Genomic DNA, 24462 nt, shown 5'->3' with positions numbered 1-24462 from the left:
CGATAGGAGGTTGAGGTTGTCGCGAATAAAGTCAACGGCGCTTTCGTCGCCCAGCATGCCGTCTTTGGTCTCTTCGGTAACCTCGCGACGCCGGACAAGAAGCTGAACTTCGGTTTCCGGGGGGTAAGACAACGATCAGACGCAGCGATTTCGGCGTCGACGGCAACGCTCCCGCTGTTTCAGACGATGTCAGGCTCGAAATCAACGCCGCTTTCGTGGCACCCTGAGCTCAGTCCATGTCGCGGTCCGCCGGCACCAACGACCGCCACGTGAACTGAACGCGGCGAATCTGGAAAAACACACATCATTCTGCCGCCGCCTTCTTCAGTTGAGTTGCTGTCCGACCTGGGAGCCGCCCAGCGAAGGCAGAAGCTGGATCAGGCGGATCGCGAGGATACTCGCCTCCGAGGGTGACCAGCGCTCACTATTCGATTTCCATATCCTTGATGCGAGACTGTTTATTGCCTGCTCGTTCGACAGTTGCGCCAGGCGACCAGCCTCCTGCCACGGATCGAGGTCTTGTCGCGCCAGCACAGACAAAACGCTGAGAGGCAATTCATCGTCTTCACAAAGTGAGGCGAAGAGAAAAGTATCGTACTTCGACTCGAGACGAGAAACTTCGGTCATTTCACATCTCCCATCCTTTTGTGGCCTGGTGGACGCCGGCTCAACGTATGCCCTTGCGCCATAGCGCTGAAGCCATCTTCTTGCTCCTCGGATCTATTTGGCAAGCGAGAAATATTGGCTGGATCTATTCAGAAAATCGATCGATGGCTCGACTACATTGTTTCGCTCAGTTGCGCCGCTCTCCCGGAATGGAGTGCGAACCAACGCTCTCGATCGCAGTCGAAGTCAAACGGGCGAGCTAAACCCCTCCGCCACCGTCCATCGCGCGGGTGATGATTTTGCTCAGTTCGCGGAGCCATAGAACAGAGCTTGCAACCGCCGCGCAGAGAAACCAGTCGCCGGCGTCGAGGCTGGTGGTCGAGAACGCTTCCTGGAGAAAAGGTACGTAGATCACGATCACGTGCAGAAACAACGACAGGACGATGGCCGCCCAGAGCCAGCGGTTGCGGAAAAGCCCGCGGAAGACGCTCTCCTCGTCCGAATGGGCGTTCAGCGCATTGAAGAGCTGGAATATCATCAGGGTCGTGAAGGCCATCGTCTGGCCGTAACGCATCGTGCCGGTCCCTTCAATGAGACCGCCGGGCAGGGAGGCATCGAGGACGAGCAAAGTCCCGGCCGCCATCACCAGGCCGACGAAAAAGATGCCGCCCCACATGCGACGCGTGATCACGCCTTCATCGCGCGGCCGGGGCGGCTGGTTCATGACGGCCGGATCCACCGGATCGACGCCGAGGGCGAGCGCCGGCGCGCCGTCGGTGACAAGGTTGATCCAGAGGATCTGCGTAGCCAGGAGCGGAAGCACGAGCCCGCCGCCTGGCTGCGACGGACCAATGACGTCGATCAGCAGCACGCCAAAGAACATGGTCATGACTTCGCCGATGTTCGACGACAGCAGGTAACGCAGGAACTTCCGGATATTGGCGAAGATCGCTCGCCCTTCTTCGACGGCCGCAACGATCGTGGCAAAGTTGTCGTCGGCAAGCACCATGTCGGCAGCCTCCTTCGACACGTCGGTCCCGGTGATGCCCATGGCGATCCCGATGTCGGCGGTCTTGAGCGCGGGAGCGTCGTTGACACCGTCCCCGGTCATGGCCACTGTCATGCCGTTGCGCTGCAGGGCTTTGACGATGCGCAGTTTGTGTTCGGGGTTGACGCGGGCGTAGACCGAAACCTCGCGGACCGTTCGCTCCAGTGCCTCTTCCGACATCTTCCCGATCTCCACCCCGGTGACGGCGCGGTCGTTGGCCGTGATGCCGAGCTCCGCAGCGATGACCGAAGCGGTCTTTGGGTGGTCGCCCGTAATCATGATCGGGCGAATGCCGGCCCCCTTCGCGCGCGCGACCGCATCCTTCGCTTCTTGCCGGGGCGGATCGATCATGCCGATCAGTCCAAGGAAAACAAGATCCTGCTCCACCCCTTCATCGATTGCGTTCGGTCCGGCGGCCCCCTTGGGCAGCGAACGGAAGGCAACGCCGAGCGTGCGCAGCGCTTCGCCGGCCAGCGCCTCATTGGTCGCGAGGATCTCCGCGCGGCGGCTCTCCGTCAGGGGGCGTGCTTCCTCGCCCGCCAATTCGTACGAGCAGCGCGCCAGGAGGACGTCGGGCGCGCCCTTGGTAAGCGCAAGCAGGCGCTCGTGGCGTTCGGCGTCGCTATGGAGCGTACTCATCAGCTTGCGCTCGGAGGAGAACGGCACCTCGCCGAGACGCGCGAAGCGGGCATCGAGCGCCTCCGCCTCGAGGCCTGCTTTCCGGGCGGCGACGATCAGTGCGCCTTCGGTCGGATCGCCCTGCACGGTCCAACGTCCCTCGCGCTCATGCAGAACGGCGTTGTTGGCGCGGTCCGCGGCGGAGAGCGTCCGCACCAGTTCCGAACGGAGCGCGCCAGCGATCTCCCCGCCGCCGTGCCGGCTGAGCGCTCCCTCCGGCGCGTAGCCTGTGCCGCCCATGGTCACACGTCCGCTCGCGGTGGCGATCACGCGCACGGTCATTTCGTTCCTGGTGAGCGTGCCGGTCTTGTCCGAGGCGATCACGTTGGCGGAGCCGAGCGTCTCCACGGCCGCGAGGTGGCGTACGATGGCACTACGCTTGGCCATGCGCTGCACGCCGAGCGAGAGCACCGCCGTCACGATCGCTGGCAGACCCTCAGGGACCGCGGCGACCGCGAGCGCGACGCCGAGGATGAGCACGTCGAAGATGGCCGAGATGCCGGTCACATCCTCGACGAGGAGGATCGTGGCTATCATCACCACCGCGATGATGACCACGATGATGCCGAGCAGCTTGCCGACCCGATCAAGCTCCTTTTGCAGCGGGGTCGTCTCCGGCTGTGCTGTCTTCAGCATGCCGGCGATATGGCCCATCGCGGTCTGCATGCCCGTGGCAGTGACAACCGCGCGCCCGTGTCCGTAGGTCGCTGACGTGCCGCTGAAAACCATGTTGCGCTGATCGCCAAGTCCGGCTTCTCCCGCGACGGGCGCGATGTCCTTCGATATCGGCAGGCTCTCGCCGGTGAGCGCCGCCTCCGCCGTTTGCAGCACGGCGGTCTGGATCAGCCGGGCATCGGCCGGGATCGTGTCGCCTTCCTCGATGAGGACGATGTCGCCGGGCACGATCTCGGCTGCTGCAATGTTCTGCCGGGCGCCGTCCCTCACGACGCTGGCTTGCGCCGCCGAGATCTGCTGCAGGGCGGCTACAGCCTGCTCTGCCCGAGCCTGCTGAATATAGCCCATCACGGCGTTGAGAAGCACGATGGCGGAGATGGCCATCGCCTCGTAGGGCAGAGCGGATTCGCGTTCATAAAGCCAGAGCAGGAAAGATACGAGCGCCGCAATGAGCAACAGGATGACGAGAATGTCGTTGAACTGAGCGAGAAATTTCTGCCACGCAGGCGCGGGCTCTTCGGCGGTCAGTTCGTTCCTGCCGAAGCGGTCGAGCCGAGAACGGGCCTCGGTACCGCTCAGGCCGACATCAGCGTCGGTATCGAGTGCCGCCAGGACCTGATCCACGGTCTGCTGGTGCGGCTCCGACCGGAGAGGCTGATAGACCTTGATGTCCATGGTTCACCGCATCGCGAATAGTTCCTGGTGAAAGCGCTCGGCTACGGGCAGACCGTGGCCGGCAAAGTCGTTTCGCAGCGCCGTCCCGAACCCGGCCGGACCGCAGAACCAGACGCTCGCCTGCTTCCAGTCCGGTACGGCCGCGCGAATATGCTTGCCGGTCAGCAGGCCGTTGCGCGCGTCGTGCAGCACGTGCAGGCGCACGCCCGCAGCTTCGGCATCGGCCGTCAGCTTGCCGATCGCCTCTTCGCTCCAGTCGGCGGTGGTGTGGAAGAGATCGATCGCCTGCATGAGCGGCCGACCGGAATAGGCCTGTCGATCCATCGCGAGCTGCTTCATGCGGGCAATGAAAGGCGTGATACCGATGCCGCCGCCGATCCAGACCTGCCGTACGCGGTCGTCATCAAAGGTGAAGCAGCCATAGGGGCCCTCGATCTCGACCGGTTGTCCGACGCGCAGGGCCACCGGCATGCGTCGTGTGTAGTCGCCCAGTTCCTTGGTGATGAAGGTCAGCCGATGCTCGGAAGGGTGCCAGGCCGAGGCGATCGTACATGGGTGCGCCCCTTCGGCTTCGTCCCAGGTGACGAAGGCGAACTGTCCAGGCTTGTGTCCCGGCCAGCCCTGCATGGTGTCGATCTCGCCTTCGATCACGCGCAGGCCTGGAAAGTAATGCAGCCGCGCGATCGTGCCGCCCACCTTTCGGCTCGCACCGACACGGCGCGCAAGCACCACAACCGCGGCCCAGGTTCCGTAAGCCAGGAGAACGGCCATGAGGGCACCGAGCGGCGAACTCCAATAGGGGATGTTCATCAGGGCCACGGTGTGGAAGACCAGCACCAGGTAGACGATGGCCAGGAGACGGTGAGTCTTATAGAAGAGGCGATAGGGAATCCGGTGGATCAGCGCCGCCGCGATCAGCAGCACGGCGGCGTAGAAGGCCCATTCGCCGACGCCCTCGGCCGTCCCACGCCATGACCGCAAGGCCTGTTCGACCGCGCCGGCGGCGGTGGGCGGCGTACCCCGTTCGGGGCGCGTGAGCCAGCCGAGGCCGACGGCCCATTTCGGCACCTCCGACCATAGCCAGTGCATGACCGCAAGGACCAGCCCGCCGATGCCGAACCACTTGTGCAGGCGGTACATCTTGTCCAGCCCACCCATCCATCGTTCGGGCCACCGCGGCCGGAGTGCCAGGATCATGGCCAGACTCATGAAAGTCATGGCGAGAAGGCCGCTCAACTGGACCATGGACTCGCGCAGCGCAAAGAACCGTGGGGGTTGCAGGACTGTCGAGTCGGCGGCGAGCCACACCGTGGTGAACAGAACGAGTGGGATCCAGAATGCAATCTTGATGCGTCTCATTACCTCCACTCGCGATTTGCAGCCAGCAAACTAAGAGTCAGCCGGGCCGCGCAAAAGTGTCCTCCGGCGCCGCGGCCGGCGCATTGATCAACGTCAATGGATGAGGGTGGGAGTGCTGAACGGGTAAGCAGGCGTTTGGAGGCGATCCTTTGCCGGATCATCTGCAGCGTCGCAGTGGACCTCTGGAAGGGGATCGGCGCAGCGGCCGTGAATGTTGCGCATGATGACCGCTCCACACATCCCCGAGGCATGATGCTTGTCGAGTTCGAATAGGTTGCCGGCACTTTTGCCCATTTCGCGATGCTGGATTGACATAGCTCAAACGTTTTCTCTCCCGCCCTCGTTAGGCTGCAAGGCCCGAACAACGGAGCCGGACATGCAAGCACGGGACGTGATGGTTTCTGGAATTATATCGGTTGGCCCCGATATCCCCGTTCAAATCGCGGCCAATGCGATGGTCAGCAACTGCGTCAGCGCCCTTCCGGTCATCGATATACACGCGAAGCTGGTCGGCATCATTTCGGAGGGCGATCTGATCCGGCGCGTCGAGATCGGCACCGAGCGGCGCCCTTCCGGGGGGGCGGGCGAAACACAGAGGTCAAGCGACTCCCTGGCGAAGGAGTTCGTCAGGTCGCGCGCCAAGCGGGTTAGCGATGTAATGACGCGTGAGGTGATAACGGCGCCGCCGGAAACATCGTTGCGGGAAATCGCGAACATGATGGAGCGGCACAGTATCAAGCGGGTGCCGATCGTCGAGGACGAGCGGGTGGTCGGCATCGTCAGCCGTGCGAACCTGTTGCAGATCCTGGCCCGCGCCAACGATACGGATTGGGTTGAAAGCGACCGCGTGCTTCATCAGCGCTTCGTCGACAGCATCAAGGATCAGCCATGGGCGGGCAGACCCTTCAACATCATTGTCAACGATCGCCGCGCCGATCTCTGGGGATTTGTCTACAGCGTGGAGGAGAAGACGGCCGTTCGCGTTGCGGCCGAGGCAACGCCGGGAATCGAGTCGGTGGCGGATCATTTGGGCATTGCGCCCCAAGCCTCCGGGACATGACGACCCTGCTGCACTCCGGCGGTTGCTGAGCGAGCGGACGCGCGAACGCCGGGCACTTCAGCGCACGCCGCGTCCGATTGCACGCAGACGAAGCCGCCTCCATCCCTCACTTCCGTGTCGGAACTGCGAGGACATCGCAGGGAAGCGTCGTGAGGAAGCGCTCGGCTACGCTGCCAATGGTATCGTACTCGACCGTGCTGCGGCCGTGCGTGCCGGCGACTACCAGATCGGGCCAGTTCCTGGCCACGTAGTCGGCGAGCACCACCTCAGGCTCGCCCTCCATGATCGCAGTCTCGATGGCCGGCGTTCCGGCGCCGGCTGCGGCGACGAGATCGTCCATATTGCGCCCGGCCTCCTTGACCACTCTTTCGCGCTCTTCCGCTTCGACAACATCAATGCTGCGCTCGGCGTTGCGACCGCTCCAGTTTGGCGCGGGGTGGTAGGCGTGCAGTGCGGTGAATCGCGCGGACGGGAACAGCGTTCGGCCGCCGAGGAGGGCGCTACGCGAGGCATCCGAGAAGTCGACCGCCGAGACGATGCTGCGATACGGTCCCTCGGGCCGGCGTCTGACCGCGAGCACCGGCACCGTAGCACGACGCACGATACGGGCGGCCGTACTGCCCAAAAGCTTCTCGCCCACGATCTTGCCGTGCGCGGGTCCTGTGATCAGAAAATCGCTGCCGATGTCGCGCGCATGCGCGAGCATGCGGTCGGCCGGGTCACCGATGAGCGTGTGGCGCATGATCTTGCATGCCTGATTGGCCGAACGCACGAGCCGGTCCATCTCCGTCTCCGCGTTGCGCATGCGCTGGTCGATGCCCCACGGCCGGACCGCACTCGACTCGACGACATGCAGTACGACGAGTTCCGCATCCCATTCCTTGGCCAGTTCAACCGCGCGGTCGAAGGCACGGTCTCCCGCTGGCGTGAGATCCGTTGCAAGCATGATCCTGTGCGGTGCCGAGGTCGTCATTGCCAAACCTTCCTGCTGCTTTTCGTCAAGGTTGTCTTTGTGTCAGAACTCGTCAGCTTGAACCCAAACTGGTCACTGTCGACGTCCACCCCATGTGCCGCACTATCAAGGACAGATGTGGATGTGCACCATTGATTACGATCAAATCTGGAGGCCGATATTGGGCGCGACAAATCGTCGTGCGGCTGAACGACCAGGTCCGGGGCTTTCACGGAATCCGGCGGATGAAGGCAGTCGAAACGCTTTCCGGCCAGGTCACGCCTGCGATGCCGTCGTCCTCGCTCCGACGATCCGATCCTTGACGCAAATCAAAATGAACGTCCTCTCCGCAGGGCATGATATCTGAGAAAGCCAAGGAGACCAGGAAATGTCCAATACGCCTCACACGCTCCGTGATGAATTTCCCGATCAGATGGAAGCAATCCACGCCCTCAAGATGACGAGCCCGGAGTTCGCGCGTATCCTGGAGGACTACGATGAGGTGAATGATCGAGTCCATCGAGCGGAAGCCCGAATCGAACCTGTGAGCGAAGAGGCCGAAGTTGATCTGCGCAAGCAACGGCTGATGCTGAAGGACAAGATTGCTTCGGCATTGAACCGGAGTTGAACATCAGGGAAGGGTGATCGAGCGGACCAACTGGTATGGAGAGATGCTTGCTATCGTGATGTGTGCAAGGATGCCTCGGTGCTGATCGGCATGGGGTCCCGACGCCGATCGGCACGATGAGTCTCTGATCCATCTGACATCATCGAAGGTCCTGCGGCGGGCGCGAGGCGAACCCGCCAGACCTTCGGTCCGCTCTCGACATAATCCCAGGTAAAAGCGCCGGGATATTTCACGTCAAACAGGTAGCGCAATGGGCGGGGGTCATGATCGCTGATGATGTGGAGCGAACCCTTGGGGCCGATCCGATCAAACGTACTGAAGATCAAAGGATGGCGCATCGGACGAACGATCTGCCGAACGTCGATGGTCGTCGGCAAGTTGGGATTTCCATGCATGTCTATCTCCGGTGCGTCGGGCCCTGATGCGCCCGTGACGTGAGATAATCATCGATCCACATGCCGTGTCTTTGTTGCGGCGCAAACAGAGCACCTTGCGCCGTCATCCAGGAAGGGATGCGAGCGCCCGGAGGTCGGCAAGCCGAGCAATGGATCGGGTTGCCAGCTGCTGTGCGAGTTCCAGGCCAGACTGATCCACGGCGCTGTCGGCCTCGTCGAGATATATTGTGCACAATTGTTCCGCATGGCGCTGGGCGCGCCGCTTGATCTCTTCGAGCGGTTCGGCCCCCGGCATTGCCGCGTCCTTTGTCTCGGGAGCCGGAACTTCCCCGTGACTTCCGATCAGAGACAGGAGACGCCCGCGCTGCGGGGGCGGCATTTCCTGCGACCAGAGGAGAATGTCCTTGAGAAGAAGGCTCTCCAGCAAAGCCGCGGTAGAGATCTCGCTGTTCGTTGACCCCTTGTCGGAGGCCGATTTTCTTTCAGCCCGCCAGGCTAACCGTCGTTCGCGGCGAAGTAGATTGCCGTCATGTAGTGCTTCGCGTGCCAGATCCTCGGCCGTGGTGCGCACGCCAACGCTTTCCGCGAGCGCAGCCACGTAAGTCCAGAACACAAACGCGCGCTCGCGGTGCCGCACGGCGAGAGCCCATGCGCCATAGGCGGTCGAGAGCAGCGAGTTCTCCATGTCGGAAAGCTCTTGCGCGGGAACCAGATCCGTCGGCGTCCACCGAAGGTCGACCACGTCCGGCGCGCGCCCGATGGCCGCGACGCAATCTTTTTTAATCGATTCAGCCCGCTCCAGTTCCCGATGATGCAATACTTCGAATACGCAGCGGACGGGCTCGAAGGCGTCGTCGCCGGCTGCCGCAAGCTGGCCATAACGCTGCGCAGCCTTTCCCGCCTGAGTCATTGCAATCGCGTAAAGCTCGCCGATACTCCGGACGGGAGCGGGCGGCTGCGTAGCCAGCAATGGTTGCTTGCGCGTCACAGGTTTCATTCTGGCGGGTAGCTTCACCCGATATAAAGCTGGCGTCAATTTGCGATAGCGCAAGGTCGATCCCGTCTCGGCTGTTACTGGGTCGGCTGACGCTATTGCAAACCAGAACAACGGCGTTCTGAAAAGTTGAAGGCAACGCCCTTGCGACGATTTGTCAATCTTCTTGTCTTGTTAGGATTCGTTCTTGCCATTTTGGGCGAGGTCGCCGCCTTGAACGAGGCTCACGCAGCTTCGCGCTTGAGCGAATACCTGACTAAAGCTGAGCCAGGACAACTGATTCCCGGCGCCGACCGGCTGGGCCCGTTGCAAGGCGATCCAGCGATCGCGCCCGCGTACAGGGGCGACGATCTTCTCGGGTTCGTGTACCTGAATTCGGATTTCGCAAACGCCACCGGCTACTCCGGAAAGCCCATCCAGCTCCTGGTCGGAATCAGCCCGAAGGGCGTGCTCACCGGCCTCAAGCTGGTCGAGCACAAGGAGCCCATCGTGCTCGTGGGCATTCCGGAAAAGCGCATTCTGGAAGCCGTAAACAAGCTCATCGGCACCGACATGGATCCCGTCGTGCGGGGAGCCGCACCCGCGCCGCAGGTCGATATCGTCAGCGGGGCCACGGTAACCGTGCTGGTGATGGGCGACAGCATCGTCCGTTCCGCGACCAAACTCATCAAAAGCGGCCGGTTAGGCACTCAGGGCAGTGCGCCCGCCGGCGCTGCGCCTCGAGCCACGAAGGCGATCGACCAAAGCAAGAGTGAAATCCGCGATTGGGAGAGCTTGGTCGGTGACGGCTCCGTCCGCCGCCTGACGGTCTCCGTCGCGGACGTGAATCAAGCCTTCGAGAAATCCGGCAACGCGGCCGCAACGGCCCGTCCGGAAGACGGCGAGCCCGACGATACCTTCATCGACCTGTATGTCGCCGATGTCGCGGTGCCGACCGTCGGCCGCAGCCTGCTCGGCGACGACGGATACAACCGGCTCACCGCGAGGCTCAAGCCCGGCCAGCAGGCGCTGGTCGTTGCGGGATCCGGCCGCTATTCGTTCAAGGGCGCGGCTTACGTCCGCGGCGGAATCTTTGACCGCATCGAACTGATCCAGGAGACCAACAGTGTCCGGTTCCGGGACCGCGACCACACTCGGCTCGGCAGCCTTGCCGCCGAGGGCGCACCCGATTTTCCGGAAATCGCATTGTTCGTCGTGCCGACGGAGTTCACGCTCGATCCGACCGAGCCGTGGGTGCTGCAACTGCTGGTGCAGCGCGTCGTCGGCAGCCGGGACAAGGCCTGGGTGACCTTCGATCTCGGCTACGCGCTGCCCGAAGCCTACGTCAAGCGCGAGCCGGCACCGCCGGCGCAAGCATCGCAGGCGTCCCCGCCGCAAGCATCGGCCGCCAAAAAACCGGGTCCGTCTTCAATCCCGGCGGGCGAAAGCGCGGGAACTTCCGGCAGCGAAGACGAGCCGCTATGGATGAAGATCTGGCGCGGCGACACCGTCAAGATCGGCACGACAGTGCTTGCTCTTGGCGCGCTGACGCTGATCTTCTTTTTCCAGAACCAACTGGTCGGCCGCCCAAAGGTCTATACTCGGGTTCGCCGCGCATATCTTCTGTTCATCCTGGTTTGGCTCGGGTGGTACGCGAACGCGCAACTGTCGGTCGTCAACGTCCTGACCTTCGCCAATTCGCTATTGACCGGCTTCAGCTGGGAATATTTCCTCTCGGCTCCGCTGATCTTCCTGCTCTGGTGTTCGATTGCCGCCGGACTGCTGTTCTGGGGGCGGGGGCCGTTCTGCGGCTGGCTCTGCCCGTTCGGCGCGCTGCAGGAATTGCTTAACAACCTCGCCCAGGCGGTGAAGATCCCGCAATACCGGTTGCCGTGGGGCCTTCATGAGCGGCTATGGCCGATCAAGTACATCATCTTCCTTGGCCTGTTCGGAATGTCGCTCTACTCGACGGCATTCGCGGAGCAACTGGCAGAGGTCGAGCCCTTCAAGACCGCGATCGTCCTGAAATTCGCGCGCGAATGGCCTTTCGTCATCTATGCCCTGACGTTGCTCTCGGCCGGATTGTTCGTCGAACGGTTCTTCTGCCGCTACATGTGCCCGCTCGGAGCGGCACTGGCGATTCCCGGGCGCGTCCGCATGTTCGAATGGCTGCGGCGCTGGCCGGAATGCGGCTCTCCCTGTCAGCGCTGCGCAAACGAATGTCCGGTCCAGGCCATCCACCCCGAAGGTCATATCAACGTCAATGAGTGCATCTACTGCATGCACTGTCAGGAACTCTATTTCGACGATCACCGCTGCCCGCACATGATCCAGGTGCGCCTGAAGCGCGAGAAGCGCCAGGCACTTTCATCTCCCTCGATGCGCAGCGGGGGCAAAGGTCCGAACACAGTCATCACAGCAGGCGGCAAGCCAATTCCCCTGCCGCCGGCCGGCACCGTCACTCCACCCGTAACCTGAAGCCCAGGAGGCTACCATGAGCGAAAACGAAACTGGAAAATCAGTCAGCCGGCGCACCTTGCTCGGAACGACGGCGGCGGCCGCCGGCGTCGGCCTTGCGGGAGGTGTTGGCCTGTCGACCGACGGCCGGAGCATAGTTGCGACTGCGGATGCGCAGACCAAGACAGCGGCGCCGAAAGCGCCGGCGGCGCGTCCCGCGGTTCAGAAGACCGAGGTGAAGCCGGGCGAACTTGATGAATACTATGTGTTCTTTTCGAGCGGCCAGTCAGGAGAAATGCGCATCGTCGGCCTGCCATCGATGCGCGAACTGATGCGTGTCCCCGTTTTCAACCGGTGCAGCGCCACGGGATGGGGACAGACCAACGAAAGCCTCAAGGTGTTGACCGAAGGGATGCAGCCGGCGACCCGCGAATTGCTCAAGAACCGCGGCGGAACGTTCGTGAACGGCGACCTGCATCATCCGCACATCTCGTTCACCGACGGCACCTATGACGGCAGGTACGCCTTCATGAATGACAAGGCCAACACCCGGGTGGCGCGGGTGCGGCTCGACGTGATGAAGTGCGACAAGATCATCGAATTGCCGAACCAGCACACGGTTCACGGGCTTCGTGTGCAAAAATATCCCCGCACCGGATACGTGTTCTGCAATGGCGAAGACGGTGTGCCGCTTCCAAATGACGGCAAGGTGCTCGACAAGCCGAAGGACTACCACGCGATCTTCACTGCGTTGGACGGCGATACCATGAAAGTAGCCTGGCAGGTGATCGTCGACGGCAATCTCGACAACGTCGACGCCGACTATCAGGGCAAGTACGCGTTTTCGACCTGCTACAATGCCGAAGAAGGCGTGACGCTGGCCGAAATGACGGCCAACGAACAGGACTGGGTCGTCATCTTCAACCTCAAGCGGATCGAGGAGGGCGTCAAGAAGGGCGACTTCAAGGAGATGAACGGTGTACCCGTCCTCGACGGCCGCAAGGGCTCGCCCTACACGCGCTACGTCCCGGTCTCGAATAATCCGCACGGCATGAATACCGCGCCCGACGGCATCCACATCGTGGCGGCGGGCAAGCTGTCACCGACGGTCACGGTGATGGATGTCCGGCTGTTCGATCAGTTGTTCGACGACAAGATCAAGCCGCGCGACGTGGTGGTCGCCGAGCCCGAACTTGGCCTGGGACCGTTGCACACCGCCTACGACGGCAAGGGCAACGCCTATACAACGCTGTTCCTCGATAGCCAGGTTTGCAAGTGGAACATCGACCTGGCCAAGCGGGCCTTCAAAGGCGAGAAGGTCGATCCCGTCATCCACAAGCTCGACGTCCACTATCAGCCGGGACACAATCACACTTCAATGGGACAGACCAAGGAGGCCGACGGAAAGTGGCTGATCTCCTTGAACAAGTTTTCCAAGGACCGCTTCCTCAATGTCGGCCCGTTGAAGCCGGAGAACGATCAACTCATCGACATTTCCGGCGACAAGATGATCCTGGTTCACGACGGCCCGAGTTTCGCCGAACCGCACGATGCCACCATTGTCCATCGTTCCAAGATCAACCCGATCTCGATCTGGGACCGCGCCGACCCGATGTTCGCCGATGCGGTCAAGCAGGCGAAGGCCGATGGAATCAATCTCGAAGCCGACTCCAAGGTCATCCGCGACGGCAACAACGTCCGCGTTTACATGACGTCGACGGCTCCGGCATTCGGCCTGGAACAATTCCAGGTCAAGCAGGGTGACAACGTGACCGTTTACGTCACCAACATCGACGCCGTGGAAGACCTGACACACGGCTTCTGCATCGTGAACTACGGTGTCGCCATGGAAGTCGCGCCGATGGCGACCGCCTCGGTGACCTTCGCGGCGGATAAACCCGGTGTCTACTGGTACTACTGCTCATGGTTCTGCCACGCCATGCATATGGAGATGAAGGGCCGCATGTTCGTCGAACCCAAGATGGTTTGAGACGGGGACACGACGTGCCATTCCTCCTGCGTATCATTCCGGCGGCGTTCATCGCCGCCGGAGCCCCAGGCTTCGCTGTCGCGGCGGAGCTTGCAGCCGATCCGAGCCGGTCGCTTCAGGCTGTGCTGGACGGAGCGCAGGATGGTGACGTGGTCAAGCTCGAGCCCGGAAACTACCAGGGCACGATCAGAGTCGACCGCCGCATCGTCCTGGCTGGACGACCTGGGGCCGTACTCAGCGGCGGCGGCACCGGCAATGTGATCACCGTCAGCGCGCCGGAGGTTACGATACGCGGCATCACCATCCGGGAATCCGGCCGCGATCTTCAAGCCATGAATTCGGGGATCTTTCTCGAAAGGACCGCGCAGCGGGCCGTGATCGAAAACAACCGCCTGGAGGAAAACCTGTTCGGCATCTATGTGCACGGGGCGGCGGGCTCCCGCGTCGAACGCAATGTCATCGAAGGGCTCCGCGGCGGCGGACGCCGCAGCGAGACCGGGAATGGCGTGTCGCTCTGGAATGCGCCTGACGTCATCATCGCCGACAACACATTTCGCTTTGGCCGCGACGGCATCTTTACAATCAGCAGCCGCAAGGATCGCTTCATCAACAATCGTTTCGAAGGGGTGCGGTTCGCCGTCCACTACATGTACACCAACGACAGCGAAGTCAGCGGCAACGTTTCCGTCGGCAATACCGTCGGCTATGCCATCATGTATTCGAACCGCCTGGTGATCCGCAACAATATCTCGGATCGGGACCGCGACTATGGAATATTGTTCAATTACGCCAACTACGCCGAGATTGACGGCAACCGGGTCGCAGGCGGACCGCTCGACAATATTGCCGTCAATCGCGAGGAGGGGCCGGACTACGTGAAAGAGATGGTGCCCGAGGCGCGGCCGGCACGGGATGTTCGCAGCGGGCCGGAAAAATGCGTGTTCATCTACAACACCAACCACAACAAGTTCCGCAACAACTGGTTCGAGCATTGCGGCATCGGCGTGCATTTCACAGCCGGTTCGGAAGGCAATGAGATTAGCGGCAATGCCTTCGTCGGCAACCGCAACCAGGTAAAATACGTCGGTACGCGCGATCTCGATTGGTCGAAGGGTGGCCGCGGGAATTACTGGAGCGACAATCCGGCATTCGACTTGAACGGAGATGGCCTTGCCGACACCGCTTACCGTCCCAACGACCTGGTCGATCGCGTGCTGTGGACCGCGCCCGCCGCGAAGGTGCTGATCAACAGCCCCGCGGTCCAGGTCCTTCGATGGGCGCAGGCGCAGTTTCCGGCCCTCTATCCCGGCGGCGTGGTCGATAGTCATCCGCTGATTGCGCCGCCGCCCAAACCGTCGCCCGAGCGGAGCCGCAGATGACCGTTACCGTGTCCGTGAGTGGCGTCGACAAGAACTATCGCAAGGTGCGTGCGCTGCGAGACGTCTCCTTCGATCTTGTCTCCGGGCGGTTGACCGCGTTGGTCGGCCACAACGGCGCCGGCAAGACAACGCTGATCAAGTTGATGCTGGGATTGATCCGGCCAGACCGCGGCGGAATCCGCATGTTGGGGCAGGACCCGGCGGCGGGCGAGTTCTCAGCCCGCCGGCTGCTCGGCTATTTGCCCGAAAACGTCGCGTTCAACGCCGCGCTGACCGGGCGCGAGACCCTGACATTTTACGCGCGGCTGAAGCAGATCAAGCCGTCGAAAGCCTGGGGACTACTCGATCGGGTCGGATTGGCAGATGCCGCCGATCGCAGGGTCGGGACTTACTCGAAGGGCATGCGGCAGCGACTGGGCCTGGCCCAGGCGCTGCTCGGGCAGCCACGTGTGCTGCTGCTCGACGAGCCGACCACGGGACTCGATCCGGCGCTGCGGCAGACCTTTTATGAAATCCTGCACGAACTCAGGGACGACGGCGCGACGGTCCTGATTTCCTCGCACGCGCTCAACGAACTCGAGGATCGCGCCGAGCATGTTCTGATCATGAACCGGGGCAAGCTGGTGGCGCAAGGCACGTTGGCGGAGCTGCGCTCCCTCTCGCAGTTGCCGATCCGGATCACCTTCGATCTGGCGGCCGGCGCCGACGACAGTGCTGCTGTCTCGATCGCGGGCGAAACCAGGTCGGCCGCCGGCCGCCGAACCGTGTTGGTGCCGGACGAAAAGGGGAAGATGGACCTGTTGCGCTCGGCAGCGAACGACCCTCGCGTCCGGGACATCGAAATTTCGGCGCCGACCCTCGACGATCTCTACGCTCACTTTCTCAACACGCAGGAGAAGGCCGCGTGAGAACGGTCCTGATCATCGCCTTCAAGGAAATCCAGGAAGGCTTGCGGAACCGCTGGGTGTTGGCAACCACGCTTCTGCTGGCAGCCCTGGCCCTGTCGCTCGCCTTTCTCGGCAGCGCTCCCACGGGCAATGTCAGTGCCGGTGCGCTGGACGTGGTGGTCGTCAGCCTTTCCAGTCTCACGATCTTCTTGCTGCCCCTGATCGCGCTTCTGATTTCGCACGATGCCGTGGTCGGCGAAATGGAGCGGGGCACGATGATCCTGCTGTTGAGCTACCCGGTGGGGCGTAGCCAGGTCATATTCGGCAAGTTCTGCGGGCACGTGCTGATCCTCGCCTTCGCAACGCTGATCGGTTATGGCGCAGCGGCTGCCGCGCTTGCGATCACCGGCGCCTCGGTGCTTGCGGCGAGCTGGTACGCCTTCGCCTCCATGCTCGGGACGTCGATCATGCTCGGGGCGGTGTTCGTGGCGATCGGGTATCTGGTCAGCAGCCTGGTTCGCGATCGCGGCACTGCGGCGGGGCTCTCGGTCGGCATCTGGCTGCTGATGGTGCTGGTGTTCGATATGGCGCTGCTCGGCATCCTGGTGATCGATCAGGGGCGCATCATCTCGGCTTCGGTTCTCGAAGGACTGCTGTTTCTCAACCCCACCGATCTTTACCGCCTGACCAATCTCACCGGCTTCAATGTCAGCCAGTTCTCCGGGATGGCCGGCCTTTCCGGAACCGCGACCACCGGCATTGGCGCGCTGTTGCTGGGACTGCTGGCGTGGATCGTGGCGCCGCTCGGACTCGCGACGGCGTTTTTCGCAAGGAGGGAGGTATGAACCTGCGAACCCTCTGTTCGATCATCGTCTCGGCCCTTCTGCTCATGGGCTGCAATCAGGACACCGGCAACGTCAAGATGCCTCCCCCCGTTGCACTCAACAGCGACGCGATGGGGGTCTTTTGCGGAATGAACCTGGTCGAACATCCCGGGCCCAAGGGACAGATCATCACCGCGAGCCGCATCGATCCCTTCTGGTTCACCTCGGTCCGCGATACCGTGGCGTTTACGTTGATGCCGGAGCAACCGCGCGACATCCGGGCGATCTATGTCTCGGACATGGCCGTCGCGACGAGTTGGGAGGAGCCCGGGGCGACGAACTGGATCGATGCACGAAAAGCGTTCTTTGTGATCGAAAGCCGTAAGCAGGGCGGCATGGGGGCGGCCGAAGCCGTGCCGTTCGGCAATCGCGCGGCGGCCGAGGCGTTCGCCGTGGATAATGGTGGTCGGGTGGTCGCGTTTGCGGAAATCCCCGCCGCCTATGTGCTGGGCAGCGACACTGTCGGTGATGCTGTCGATCACGACCATCGCAACGTCCGGCCTCAACTGAAGGGACCTGGGTGATGCAGAATCCGAATCTCACGCGGCGGCGTATGATTGCAATCACGGCAACCGCACTCGGTTCGACCCTTGCGAGCGGCGCCCGCTTCGCTCGGGCGCAAGACGCGTTCCGCTGGCATGGTTCGGCGCTCGGGGCGCAAGTCTCGATGGAAATTTATCATCATGATCGCGCCGAAGCCGAGCGGCTGGCCAGGGACTGTCTGCTGGACGTACGCCGGATGGAGCAGCAATTCAGTCTGTATCGTCCGGACTCTGCGATCTGCACGCTTAATCGCACCGGCATTCTTGTTGCTCCAGATCCCGAAATGGTGGCGCTGCTCAAGCAATCGCTGATCTTTTCCGATCTGACCGGAGGCGCATTCGATCCAACTGTCCAGCCTTTGTGGCGGCTCTATGCCGATCACTTCGCATCGGAGCGTCCGGATCCGGAGGGGCCCTCCCAGGACAGGCTTGCCGACGTGCTGACCAAGGTTGGCCGCCACGGGGTGCAGGTGGGAGACGACCGCATCGCGCTTACCAATCGCGGTGCTGCGATCACGTTGAACGGCATTGCGCAGGGTTTCGCGACCGATCGCGTCGTTGAGAAGCTGCGGAAGGCCGGCTTGACGACGACGCTGGTCGACATGGGGGAGATCCGCGCAATCGGATCGCGACCCGGGGGCGCGGCGTGGCGTATTGGCCTGGCAGATCCCGACAGGCCCGGAGCGATCACGGAGAGGATTGATCTCATTGATCGCGCCGTTGCCACGACCGCGGGCGCCGGATTTCGTTTCGACGCGGCCGGCCGGTTTACGCATCTGTTCGACCCGAGAACGGGCCTCAGTCCGTCGCTCTACCGAACGGTCAGCGTTGTGGCGCCGACCGCAACCGAGGCGGATGCGCTTTCGACGGCCTTTAGCCTGATGGCTGTCCGTCAGATACAGGAAATTGTCGCCAGCCGGCCGAACGTGCTGGTGCACATGATCGATTCGGAGGGAGCCTTGGTCGCATGTGGCGCCTGAAAGATCGTATCTGTCCGCGGAACTGAACGTGACCGGGGGATTTCTTATCCTCGTCTGCCGGCAAAAGGAGCTGATATGCGACGAATTGTTTTCATTGCGCTTTTGACGATCGCGGGAACGGGTAGTGCCAGCGCGCAGGATGCCGCGGCCGGCGAGAAAGTTTTCGGCGTATGCAAGGCCTGTCATCAGATCGGCGAGACCGCGAAGAACGGGGTCGGCCCGGTTCTCAACGGCCTGATCGGGCGCAAGGCGGGTACCGTGCCGGGCTATTCGTATTCAGCCGCCAACAAGAACTCCGGCATCACCTGGGACGAAGCGACCTTCCGCGAATACATCAAGGACCCAAAGGCAAAGGTGCCCGGGACCAAGATGATCTACGCCGGTCTGAAGGACGAGCAAAAGACCAACGATCTAATCGCTTACCTCAAGCAGTTCGACGCCGACGGCAAAAAGAAATAGCTCCATAAAGCTATGGCAATGAATTGAGCCGCCAGCCTGTCGCAGCGAAGATGGCTGCGGCCCGCCGACGCGAATCGGAACGACGGGTAGTGGAAGGAGCCAGCATCCGGGTCGAGCCTCCCATTGCGTGAGTGCGGTTCGGTTCGACTCTGATCGTCTCGCGAAGCTCCCTGAAACCAAGTGCGATATGATGCGCCGTCAAAACCAGGGCGCCGGCTGTGCAATGGCGCAAATGATCGCATCGACGGAATGAGCGCGAAATGCACCCAACGTCGTCGTCCATCTCGACAAGCCATTGAAATCTCAGCAAATGCGACCGCCCTCCGAGCGCACCAGAACACCGATCTCGAAATAACCGTGTTTTTCGCGGTAGCCGGCCCGGGACAGGGGTGGCGGGCGGTCACGGTCCCCGGACCGGCTGCTGGCAAATGAATGAAACGTGCTGGTAGTGGTCCTCGAGGTGCTTATTGAGAGACGCCAGAAACTTCAGGGTTTCGCCCCACTTTTCGCAGATATCGCTTCGGACTTCCTCAGATTCGGCTCTAATTAGCACGCTTGCGCACGTCGGGATCGCGAGCCGATCGCCTTGGTTCGAGCTCTGTAAAACGGTCGAACAGGTCATTCATCGCGAACTCATAGGCCCGGATCAGTTGCCGGGAGCGTGGATCAAGTCTCTCCAGTTCGTCGCCAGTTCTCGTCTCCGTGCCGATTGTGATCACGGCTTCGCCGGGCTCCTGCCGAGCTGTAATGCGATGCGTGGGTGGGGGCTGGCCTTCCGTGAAGGCTCGTAGCTGCGGTTCCACCCTGTGGATGGTTTTCAGGACATTGGCCACGGCATTCACGTTGACGGCGGCGATGATCTTCTCCGCGATGTCCACGAGTGCCACGTCGCGCTGGGCCGGCAGCAGCGTCGAAAGGGGACGGCTCGGATCATTGGCAGCCTGGTAGGACCAAAGCGGGCTGTGCTTATAGAGCGCGGGTTCGACGGCCACTCAGAGAATCGTTAAACCTTTTCTTCTCTCGCTGGATGATCCGTGCGAGTTCGTCTGACACGATGAAATCGGAGCTCAGATACGCTGGTGTCACAAGCAACACCGCAACGCGGACTGCCGCGAATCGCGCGCTCGATTTCGACGGACCAGTTTGCGCCGGGAGCAATCATCTTGTCGTCCCAGATCGTCTCTGAGCCGAGTGCCGGTTTCAGGAGGGTCCTCAATCGGTCGAGCCAACTGTTGTCGCGGTGGCTGTAGCTAACAAACACGCCTTGGCGCCGGCTGCTCATGGATGCTCCTCGACTTGATCGTGTCGCCGTAGGCGGTGCCGATCGGACAGTTTATGCGTCACGACCTGAAATCGCGAGAAGTATCAGCTCCAATCCTACATGGGATTCAACATTCGTTGGAGCCGAATGCAGCACAGAAATGGCAGGAGGAAACAGGCTCTGAAATCATTGCGGTTTTCTCTCTCCCGCCCGCGTCCGGGTGGTGTAGAAGTCCCCGGCGACTTCGTCACGGCAATCGCCGAAGGGTCCCGGCGATCATGCCAATAGACCAGCGTGGCTCGAGGCCGTCATTCATGCAAACGGGCAACGCTCCGGCTTTTGCCGGTGCAGATCAGTTGTGACCGATTTCAGTGAAGTCTGCGATGTCATCTTGCCACACAATAAATACTGAAAAACTGGTCGCTCGGACTCCCAGCACAAATTCCTGATATGGCCTTGGTGCGGTCCGTGGTCGCCAAAGCCAGCACTTCTGGGAGCATCGTAACGAAATTCCGGCCGGGACACGTGGTGGGCGCGTAATCCTTGTGAGTGCTGATTTTCCCCGGCGGAATGCTCCAAGCCAACATCAGCCAAACGAGGACTTTCCGCAGGGCAGCCATCTGCTCCGGTGCAGGCGCTTCATGTTCGAAGTCTCCCTCGACTACCACTTGGATATAGTTGGTCGTATCGTATCCGGTGTTGGTGTCGCCGGCGTACTGCACCTCGCGACCTTCGGCGATGCGGCCCGCGTGATCCACGTAGTAATGATAGGGAACGTCTGGCCAGGCTGGCTTGGTGCGCGTAGGCGATACGTGTCCCGGCCGCTGGGAGAAGGATTGAAGGCCACGCAATTTGGCGTCGAGAGCAACGCCGGAATTTTGTTGCACACCGGTGTGATGCAGGATGATGGCACCGGGCTTCTGCTCCTTCATCCCCGGTAGGGCGGACTTTGCCTTCCAGCCCGCACGGTCGAGAATATCCGGGACGAAAGGCGCAAGGTCATCGACAATCGTGCTCTCCAGTATCCGCGAAGTCTCCAATTTTTCCGCGGCCGAACCAGAGCTTCCCAGCGAGGCAAGCACGACAAGGCAAAGAAGTGCATGCGTTCTGCGAAATGCCGCGCCTTGTCGCCCCCGGCGATTGCGCTCCAGCATTGCTCGAAGACCTCTATGCTACGCGGGTTCCAGACGATATCCTCGCGTGTAGTTGAAGAAAAAGCGTTCGTTCGGCTCGAGGCGCGGCTCACTTCGGCGGTCCTGCTCGGCCGCGTTCCGTTGTTCGGCCATTGCCGCTTCGAGATCCTTACGCACCGCTTGCAGTCTGGCTTGCCAAGCCGCGTTTTCCGGCTCCGTGCGGGCGAGGTTTTCGGCGCTAGCCAGAGCCTTCCGATACTGCTGGATAGCTTCGGTCAGCTTCCCATCCGCCTTCAGGACGCTGGCGTGAGCTTCTTGCACTCCGAGAAGGCTCGTCTGCCAGATCCGGTTGCTCGAATCCCTGCCGACCAGATACTCGCGAATAGTCAGAGCTTTCTGATATTGCTCGACGGCGTCGTTCAGTTTGCTCTGCGCCTTGAGGACATTGCCCAAATCGCTGTAGCTGGAAGCAAGATAGTCGGCGTATGTGGTTTCGGTGCTGTCCATCGCTACGAGGCGCGCTCTAATCTCTTGCGCAGTCTGGAACTGCACAAGCGCTTCGTCCAGTCGCCCGAGTCTCGTCAGCACGGTCCCGAGCCGGCTGTGTCGAACCGCCAGCGTAATCTGGCGCTGCGGACCGCGATCGATCTTGGCCAACTCCCTGGAAATCAACATCGCGTCCTGGTATCGTTGGAGAGCCCCTTGAAGGTCTCCACGGTCAGCGAAAATATCTCCGATTCGGTTGAGCGTGGCTGACAAGAAATGACGGGCTTCTTTCTTCTCCGGATCCATGCTGTGGGGAGGATCCATGCGTACGATACTCTCTGCAATCGACAGTGCGAGATCGTATTGCTGACGCGCGCTGTCCGGCTTTTTCTGCATCTTATAGAGATCGCCGATCTTGCTGTAGATGAATACTTGTTGCAGGGGCCAATTGATCTGGTCCGATGGCTGCTGAGCAAACCTGTCGACAATCTCCCGGGCGGTCTGATATTCGACATGTGCGCGGTCAGGCTGACCTTGGCTTGCGAGCGCATCCCCCGCCCGGTAGCAACTCGCGTAGAGAAGCCGATTCCACTCGGCGTTGGCGGGTTGTTTGGCGACGAGCTGCCGGGCTAGCTGCTTTGAGGTCGTGGCGCGCTCCAATGCCTTGCTCGTGTCGCCAAGTCCCGTGTAGGAATCCGCGACCGTGAGCAGCAATCTCAGTTGTCGGTTCGCAACTTCTTGCACATGCTCCGGACTCGACTGGAGTTGAGCCAAGTCGCCCAGAGCAATATCGGCGATCCCTAGCAGTTCGCGCGCGGTGCCGGTCTTTACACCGCCGCCCTTGCGGTGCTCGTCTGTCTTGGAGACCAGCGTTGTTGCGAATTTCAGTGCGCTGCCGAAACGCCTCTCTGCGTCGTCCTTCGATCTCTCCGCCGCTTCCTTCGATCTCTCCGCTGCTTCCTTTGATCTCTCCGCTACTTCTTTTGATCCTTGAGCGATATTGTACTGGACGACAGACAGCAGCAGAAAGCCAATTGCCATAAGAAGCAGGACCGACACCGCCATTGCAAACCAGCGAGTGCGTCTCAATTGCTGCTGCTCCGCCAGCCTTGTCCTCTCCTGTCGTTGCCGATCCGCCAGCACTGATGCGGTAACGTAAGCGCGCGCTTGACCTCCCACGGCCTGCGGCCGCTCGTTCAGAAGGTGCTGGGCCTCGATCAAGCGACGCCCGGCTGGCAGGAGAAGTTCGGGATCGCGGTCGGAGATCTCCCAGAACTCTGCCTCCTCTTCGAGACGCCTTAACGTTCGCAGAAACTCGCGGTTCTCATCCACCCACTCGCGCAACCGCTTCCATTCGCGAATGAGGGCTTCATGCCCCACCTCGACGACCTCGCGGCCGGTAGCGTCCCGCGTTGTGACCAAAAGCCGATCTGATGCCAGCTTGCCGATGACGTTGCGGCCCACGGCATCGAGCTCCTGCATTTGAGCGCGGCGTCGCGTATCCTCGGCACCCTCGCCGGGCACGACAAGCGCGAGCAGCGCCCAATGAGCGGCTTCTTGCTCGGGAGCCGAAAGGCGGGCGAAAGCTTGCTCTGCCCGCTCGGCAATAGCGCGTCGAACGCCACCGATCGCGTTGTAGGCCTCGTGCAGTAACTCGCCATTATGCCGCTTCTCCCACAATTCACTGAGCAGGAATTCCAAGAGGGGAAGGGCGCCCGGTTCCTGGCCAACGTCTTCCAGGATTCGGTCGATCAATCCGTCCTCAAATCGTAGCCCGACCTTTTCGGCAGGTTCCCGAATGGCACTCCGCAACTCTTCGTGGGTCATTGGACCGATGTTCACCACGCGATCCTGGAGTCGGTCGGACAAGCGCCGATCCGCCAACGCGTGGCCATAGAAGTCGCCGCGTAGCGTGAATACCAGGGACATACGATCAGATTCCAGGACCTCCATTAATTGTGAAATGAAGCTATGCCGGATCGCCTCATCGCGACACAGCGTGTACAGTTCCTCCCATTGATCGACGAATAGAAGCAGCCGATCGGTACCGGGCTGTTTTTCCAAAGCACGATAGACGATTGAGCGTAGCTGAATTTCTCCACTACTCAGTGCGCCGGCAAGCTTTTCGATTTCCCTCAATCGATCGACCTCGGAGAGTTCGGGCTCGAGCAGCGGCAGGAACGTGGCGGCGAGAGAGTGAAACGGCCGCTCCTGCGGAAGCGTGACGACCACATCCCACACGCAATTGCTCTTTCGCCGGAGCCGGGGAATAAGACCCGCGCGAACTACCGATGACTTGCCGCTACCCGAGGCTCCGACCACGGCAACAAGATTGCTTTTTTCTAGCGCCGCTTCGAGGATGCCCGTGAAGGCCTCACGACCACAGAAGAACGGCTGGTCTTCTTCCCGGAACGGCCGCAGACCCCGGAAGGGACACATGGCGGGCGTTCCCGAACCAGATCGTCCGTTTTGGTCGGGATCCACCGTCTCACCGCGCATGGCTGCGGCAAGATTCTCGATAGCCTCACGCGTCGTGCCTTTTTGTAAATCAATCCAGGTGTTGAGGGAGAGAAAGCCGAGCGCAGGATCGGCTCCCGGCAAAAGGACGGGAATGACAGGAAAATTCTCATCCCGAGTTTGGCGATCGAGCGCGTATTCTCTTTCTCTCTGCTGCCACCGGCCCATGCCTTGCGGCCCGATGAAAATCGCCACTGCTCTGCAATTCGCGAGTTCTTTCTCCAGAGTTCCAACCCAGGAGCGTCCGGGAACGAGGTACCATCGGTCCAAAAAGGGCTTTACGCCGCGCTCCCGCAGCGAGCGCGCGACCTCCTCGACCGCGACGCGATCGAGCCAGTGATAGCTCATGAACAAATCGTACATACGAGCCCCTTAAGACGTGTGCTGACGGGCGCTCAACAAGCTACGTGTCGAATGAAGTAGAACGAAAATCCAGTT

The 24462-nt window shown here is 61.5% G+C and carries 21 protein-coding genes and 1 pseudogene; 11 read left to right on the top strand and 11 right to left on the bottom strand.

The features are described 5' to 3' along the window. Nucleotides 1-128: 128 nt before the first annotated feature. Nucleotides 129-227, top strand: a pseudogene (locus V7E26_RS29985) (YceI family protein); the annotation flags it as partial. 97 nt (nt 228-324) lie between these two features. Here V7E26_RS29985 and V7E26_RS02600 read toward each other — a convergent pair. The 4 genes from V7E26_RS02600 to V7E26_RS02585 form a co-directional block, all read right to left on the bottom strand. Next, on the bottom strand, nt 325-627 hold the full coding sequence (locus tag V7E26_RS02600) for a hypothetical protein (RefSeq protein WP_324413170.1): 303 nt from the start codon (nt 625-627) through the stop codon (nt 325-327). A gap of 238 nt (nt 628-865) precedes the next feature. Next, nucleotides 866-3682, bottom strand: coding sequence for a cation-translocating P-type ATPase (locus tag V7E26_RS02595; RefSeq protein WP_324413168.1), 2817 nt, complete (start codon nt 3680-3682; stop codon nt 866-868). 3 nt (nt 3683-3685) lie between these two features. Further along, the gene (locus tag V7E26_RS02590; RefSeq protein WP_324413166.1) at nt 3686-5041 is read right to left on the bottom strand and encodes a ferredoxin reductase family protein; all 1356 of its coding nucleotides are present in this window, start codon (nt 5039-5041) and stop codon (nt 3686-3688) included. A gap of 93 nt (nt 5042-5134) precedes the next feature. Further along, nucleotides 5135-5356, bottom strand: a complete 222-nt coding sequence (locus tag V7E26_RS02585; RefSeq protein WP_324413164.1) for a hypothetical protein — start codon at nt 5354-5356, stop codon at nt 5135-5137. A gap of 61 nt (nt 5357-5417) precedes the next feature. Here V7E26_RS02585 and V7E26_RS02580 point away from each other — a divergent pair, with 61 nt between their 5' ends. Beyond that, nucleotides 5418-6101 carry a CBS domain-containing protein gene (locus V7E26_RS02580; RefSeq protein ID WP_324413162.1) on the top strand — a complete coding sequence of 228 codons (684 nt, stop codon included), beginning with the start codon at nt 5418-5420 and terminating at the stop codon, nt 6099-6101. A 106-nt stretch (nt 6102-6207) separates the two neighbouring features. Here the strand turns inward: V7E26_RS02580 and V7E26_RS02575 are convergent, their stop codons facing one another. Beyond that, complete coding sequence (locus V7E26_RS02575) at nt 6208-7074, bottom strand: universal stress protein (protein ID WP_324413160.1); 867 nt, start codon at nt 7072-7074, stop codon at nt 6208-6210. A gap of 367 nt (nt 7075-7441) precedes the next feature. Here V7E26_RS02575 and V7E26_RS02570 point away from each other — a divergent pair, with 367 nt between their 5' ends. Continuing rightward, entirely contained in the window at nt 7442-7681 is a 240-nt protein-coding gene (locus V7E26_RS02570; RefSeq protein ID WP_324413158.1) for a YdcH family protein, read from the top strand. Nucleotides 7682-7731: 50 nt separating this feature from the next. Here the strand turns inward: V7E26_RS02570 and V7E26_RS02565 are convergent, their stop codons facing one another. Together V7E26_RS02565 and V7E26_RS02560 are read right to left on the bottom strand one after the other, a co-directional pair. Next, nucleotides 7732-8058 carry a DUF2249 domain-containing protein gene (locus V7E26_RS02565; RefSeq protein ID WP_324413156.1) on the bottom strand — a complete coding sequence of 109 codons (327 nt, stop codon included), beginning with the start codon at nt 8056-8058 and terminating at the stop codon, nt 7732-7734. Between the two features lie 121 nt (nt 8059-8179). Continuing rightward, complete coding sequence (locus tag V7E26_RS02560) at nt 8180-9127, bottom strand: hypothetical protein (protein WP_324413154.1); 948 nt, start codon at nt 9125-9127, stop codon at nt 8180-8182. A gap of 114 nt (nt 9128-9241) precedes the next feature. Here V7E26_RS02560 and V7E26_RS02555 point away from each other — a divergent pair, with 114 nt between their 5' ends. The 8 genes from V7E26_RS02555 to V7E26_RS02520 all read left to right on the top strand — a co-directional run bounded on the left by V7E26_RS02555 (nt 9242) and on the right by V7E26_RS02520 (nt 18627). After that, complete coding sequence (locus tag V7E26_RS02555) at nt 9242-11527, top strand: 4Fe-4S binding protein (RefSeq protein WP_324413152.1); 2286 nt, start codon at nt 9242-9244, stop codon at nt 11525-11527. Between the two features lie 16 nt (nt 11528-11543). After that, entirely contained in the window at nt 11544-13496 is a 1953-nt protein-coding gene (nosZ, locus tag V7E26_RS02550; RefSeq protein WP_324413150.1) for a TAT-dependent nitrous-oxide reductase, read from the top strand. Nucleotides 13497-13510: 14 nt separating this feature from the next. Further along, nucleotides 13511-14875 carry a nitrous oxide reductase family maturation protein NosD gene (locus V7E26_RS02545; RefSeq protein WP_324413148.1) on the top strand — a complete coding sequence of 455 codons (1365 nt, stop codon included), beginning with the start codon at nt 13511-13513 and terminating at the stop codon, nt 14873-14875. After that, nucleotides 14872-15783, top strand: coding sequence for an ABC transporter ATP-binding protein (locus tag V7E26_RS02540; RefSeq protein WP_324413145.1), 912 nt, complete (start codon nt 14872-14874; stop codon nt 15781-15783). Before V7E26_RS02545 ends, V7E26_RS02540 begins: the two co-directional genes overlap by 4 nt. After that, nucleotides 15780-16607: an ABC transporter permease subunit gene (locus V7E26_RS02535; RefSeq protein WP_324413143.1), complete on the top strand. Its 828-nt coding sequence runs from the start codon at nt 15780-15782 to the stop codon at nt 16605-16607. The genes V7E26_RS02540 and V7E26_RS02535 overlap by 4 nt, the downstream gene beginning before the upstream one ends. Continuing rightward, nucleotides 16604-17170, top strand: a complete 567-nt coding sequence (locus V7E26_RS02530) for a nitrous oxide reductase accessory protein NosL (RefSeq protein WP_324413141.1) — start codon at nt 16604-16606, stop codon at nt 17168-17170. The genes V7E26_RS02535 and V7E26_RS02530 overlap by 4 nt, the downstream gene beginning before the upstream one ends. Then, the gene (locus V7E26_RS02525) at nt 17170-18168 is read left to right on the top strand and encodes an FAD:protein FMN transferase (RefSeq protein ID WP_324413139.1); all 999 of its coding nucleotides are present in this window, start codon (nt 17170-17172) and stop codon (nt 18166-18168) included. Before V7E26_RS02530 ends, V7E26_RS02525 begins: the two co-directional genes overlap by 1 nt. Before the next feature lie 75 nt (nt 18169-18243). Further along, nucleotides 18244-18627, top strand: a complete 384-nt coding sequence (locus V7E26_RS02520; RefSeq protein WP_324413137.1) for a c-type cytochrome — start codon at nt 18244-18246, stop codon at nt 18625-18627. A 542-nt stretch (nt 18628-19169) separates the two neighbouring features. Here V7E26_RS02520 and V7E26_RS02515 read toward each other — a convergent pair. The 4 genes from V7E26_RS02515 to V7E26_RS02505 form a co-directional block, all read right to left on the bottom strand. After that, nucleotides 19170-19619: a hypothetical protein gene (locus tag V7E26_RS02515; protein ID WP_324413135.1), complete on the bottom strand. Its 450-nt coding sequence runs from the start codon at nt 19617-19619 to the stop codon at nt 19170-19172. Between the two features lie 11 nt (nt 19620-19630). Beyond that, nucleotides 19631-19909: a toll/interleukin-1 receptor domain-containing protein gene (locus V7E26_RS29980; RefSeq protein ID WP_442893345.1), complete on the bottom strand. Its 279-nt coding sequence runs from the start codon at nt 19907-19909 to the stop codon at nt 19631-19633. A 365-nt stretch (nt 19910-20274) separates the two neighbouring features. Next, nucleotides 20275-21042 carry a peptidoglycan recognition protein family protein gene (locus tag V7E26_RS02510; RefSeq protein ID WP_324413133.1) on the bottom strand — a complete coding sequence of 256 codons (768 nt, stop codon included), beginning with the start codon at nt 21040-21042 and terminating at the stop codon, nt 20275-20277. Between the two features lie 18 nt (nt 21043-21060). Next, nucleotides 21061-24387: a toll/interleukin-1 receptor domain-containing protein gene (locus V7E26_RS02505; RefSeq protein WP_324413131.1), complete on the bottom strand. Its 3327-nt coding sequence runs from the start codon at nt 24385-24387 to the stop codon at nt 21061-21063. Nucleotides 24388-24462: the final 75 nt, after the last annotated feature.

This window comes from Bradyrhizobium sp. (assembly GCF_036735945.1).
Classification (GTDB): domain Bacteria; phylum Pseudomonadota; class Alphaproteobacteria; order Rhizobiales; family Xanthobacteraceae; genus Bradyrhizobium.
Note: the sequence above shows the minus strand (reverse complement) of the source record. Positions and strands in the feature narration are given on the sequence as shown.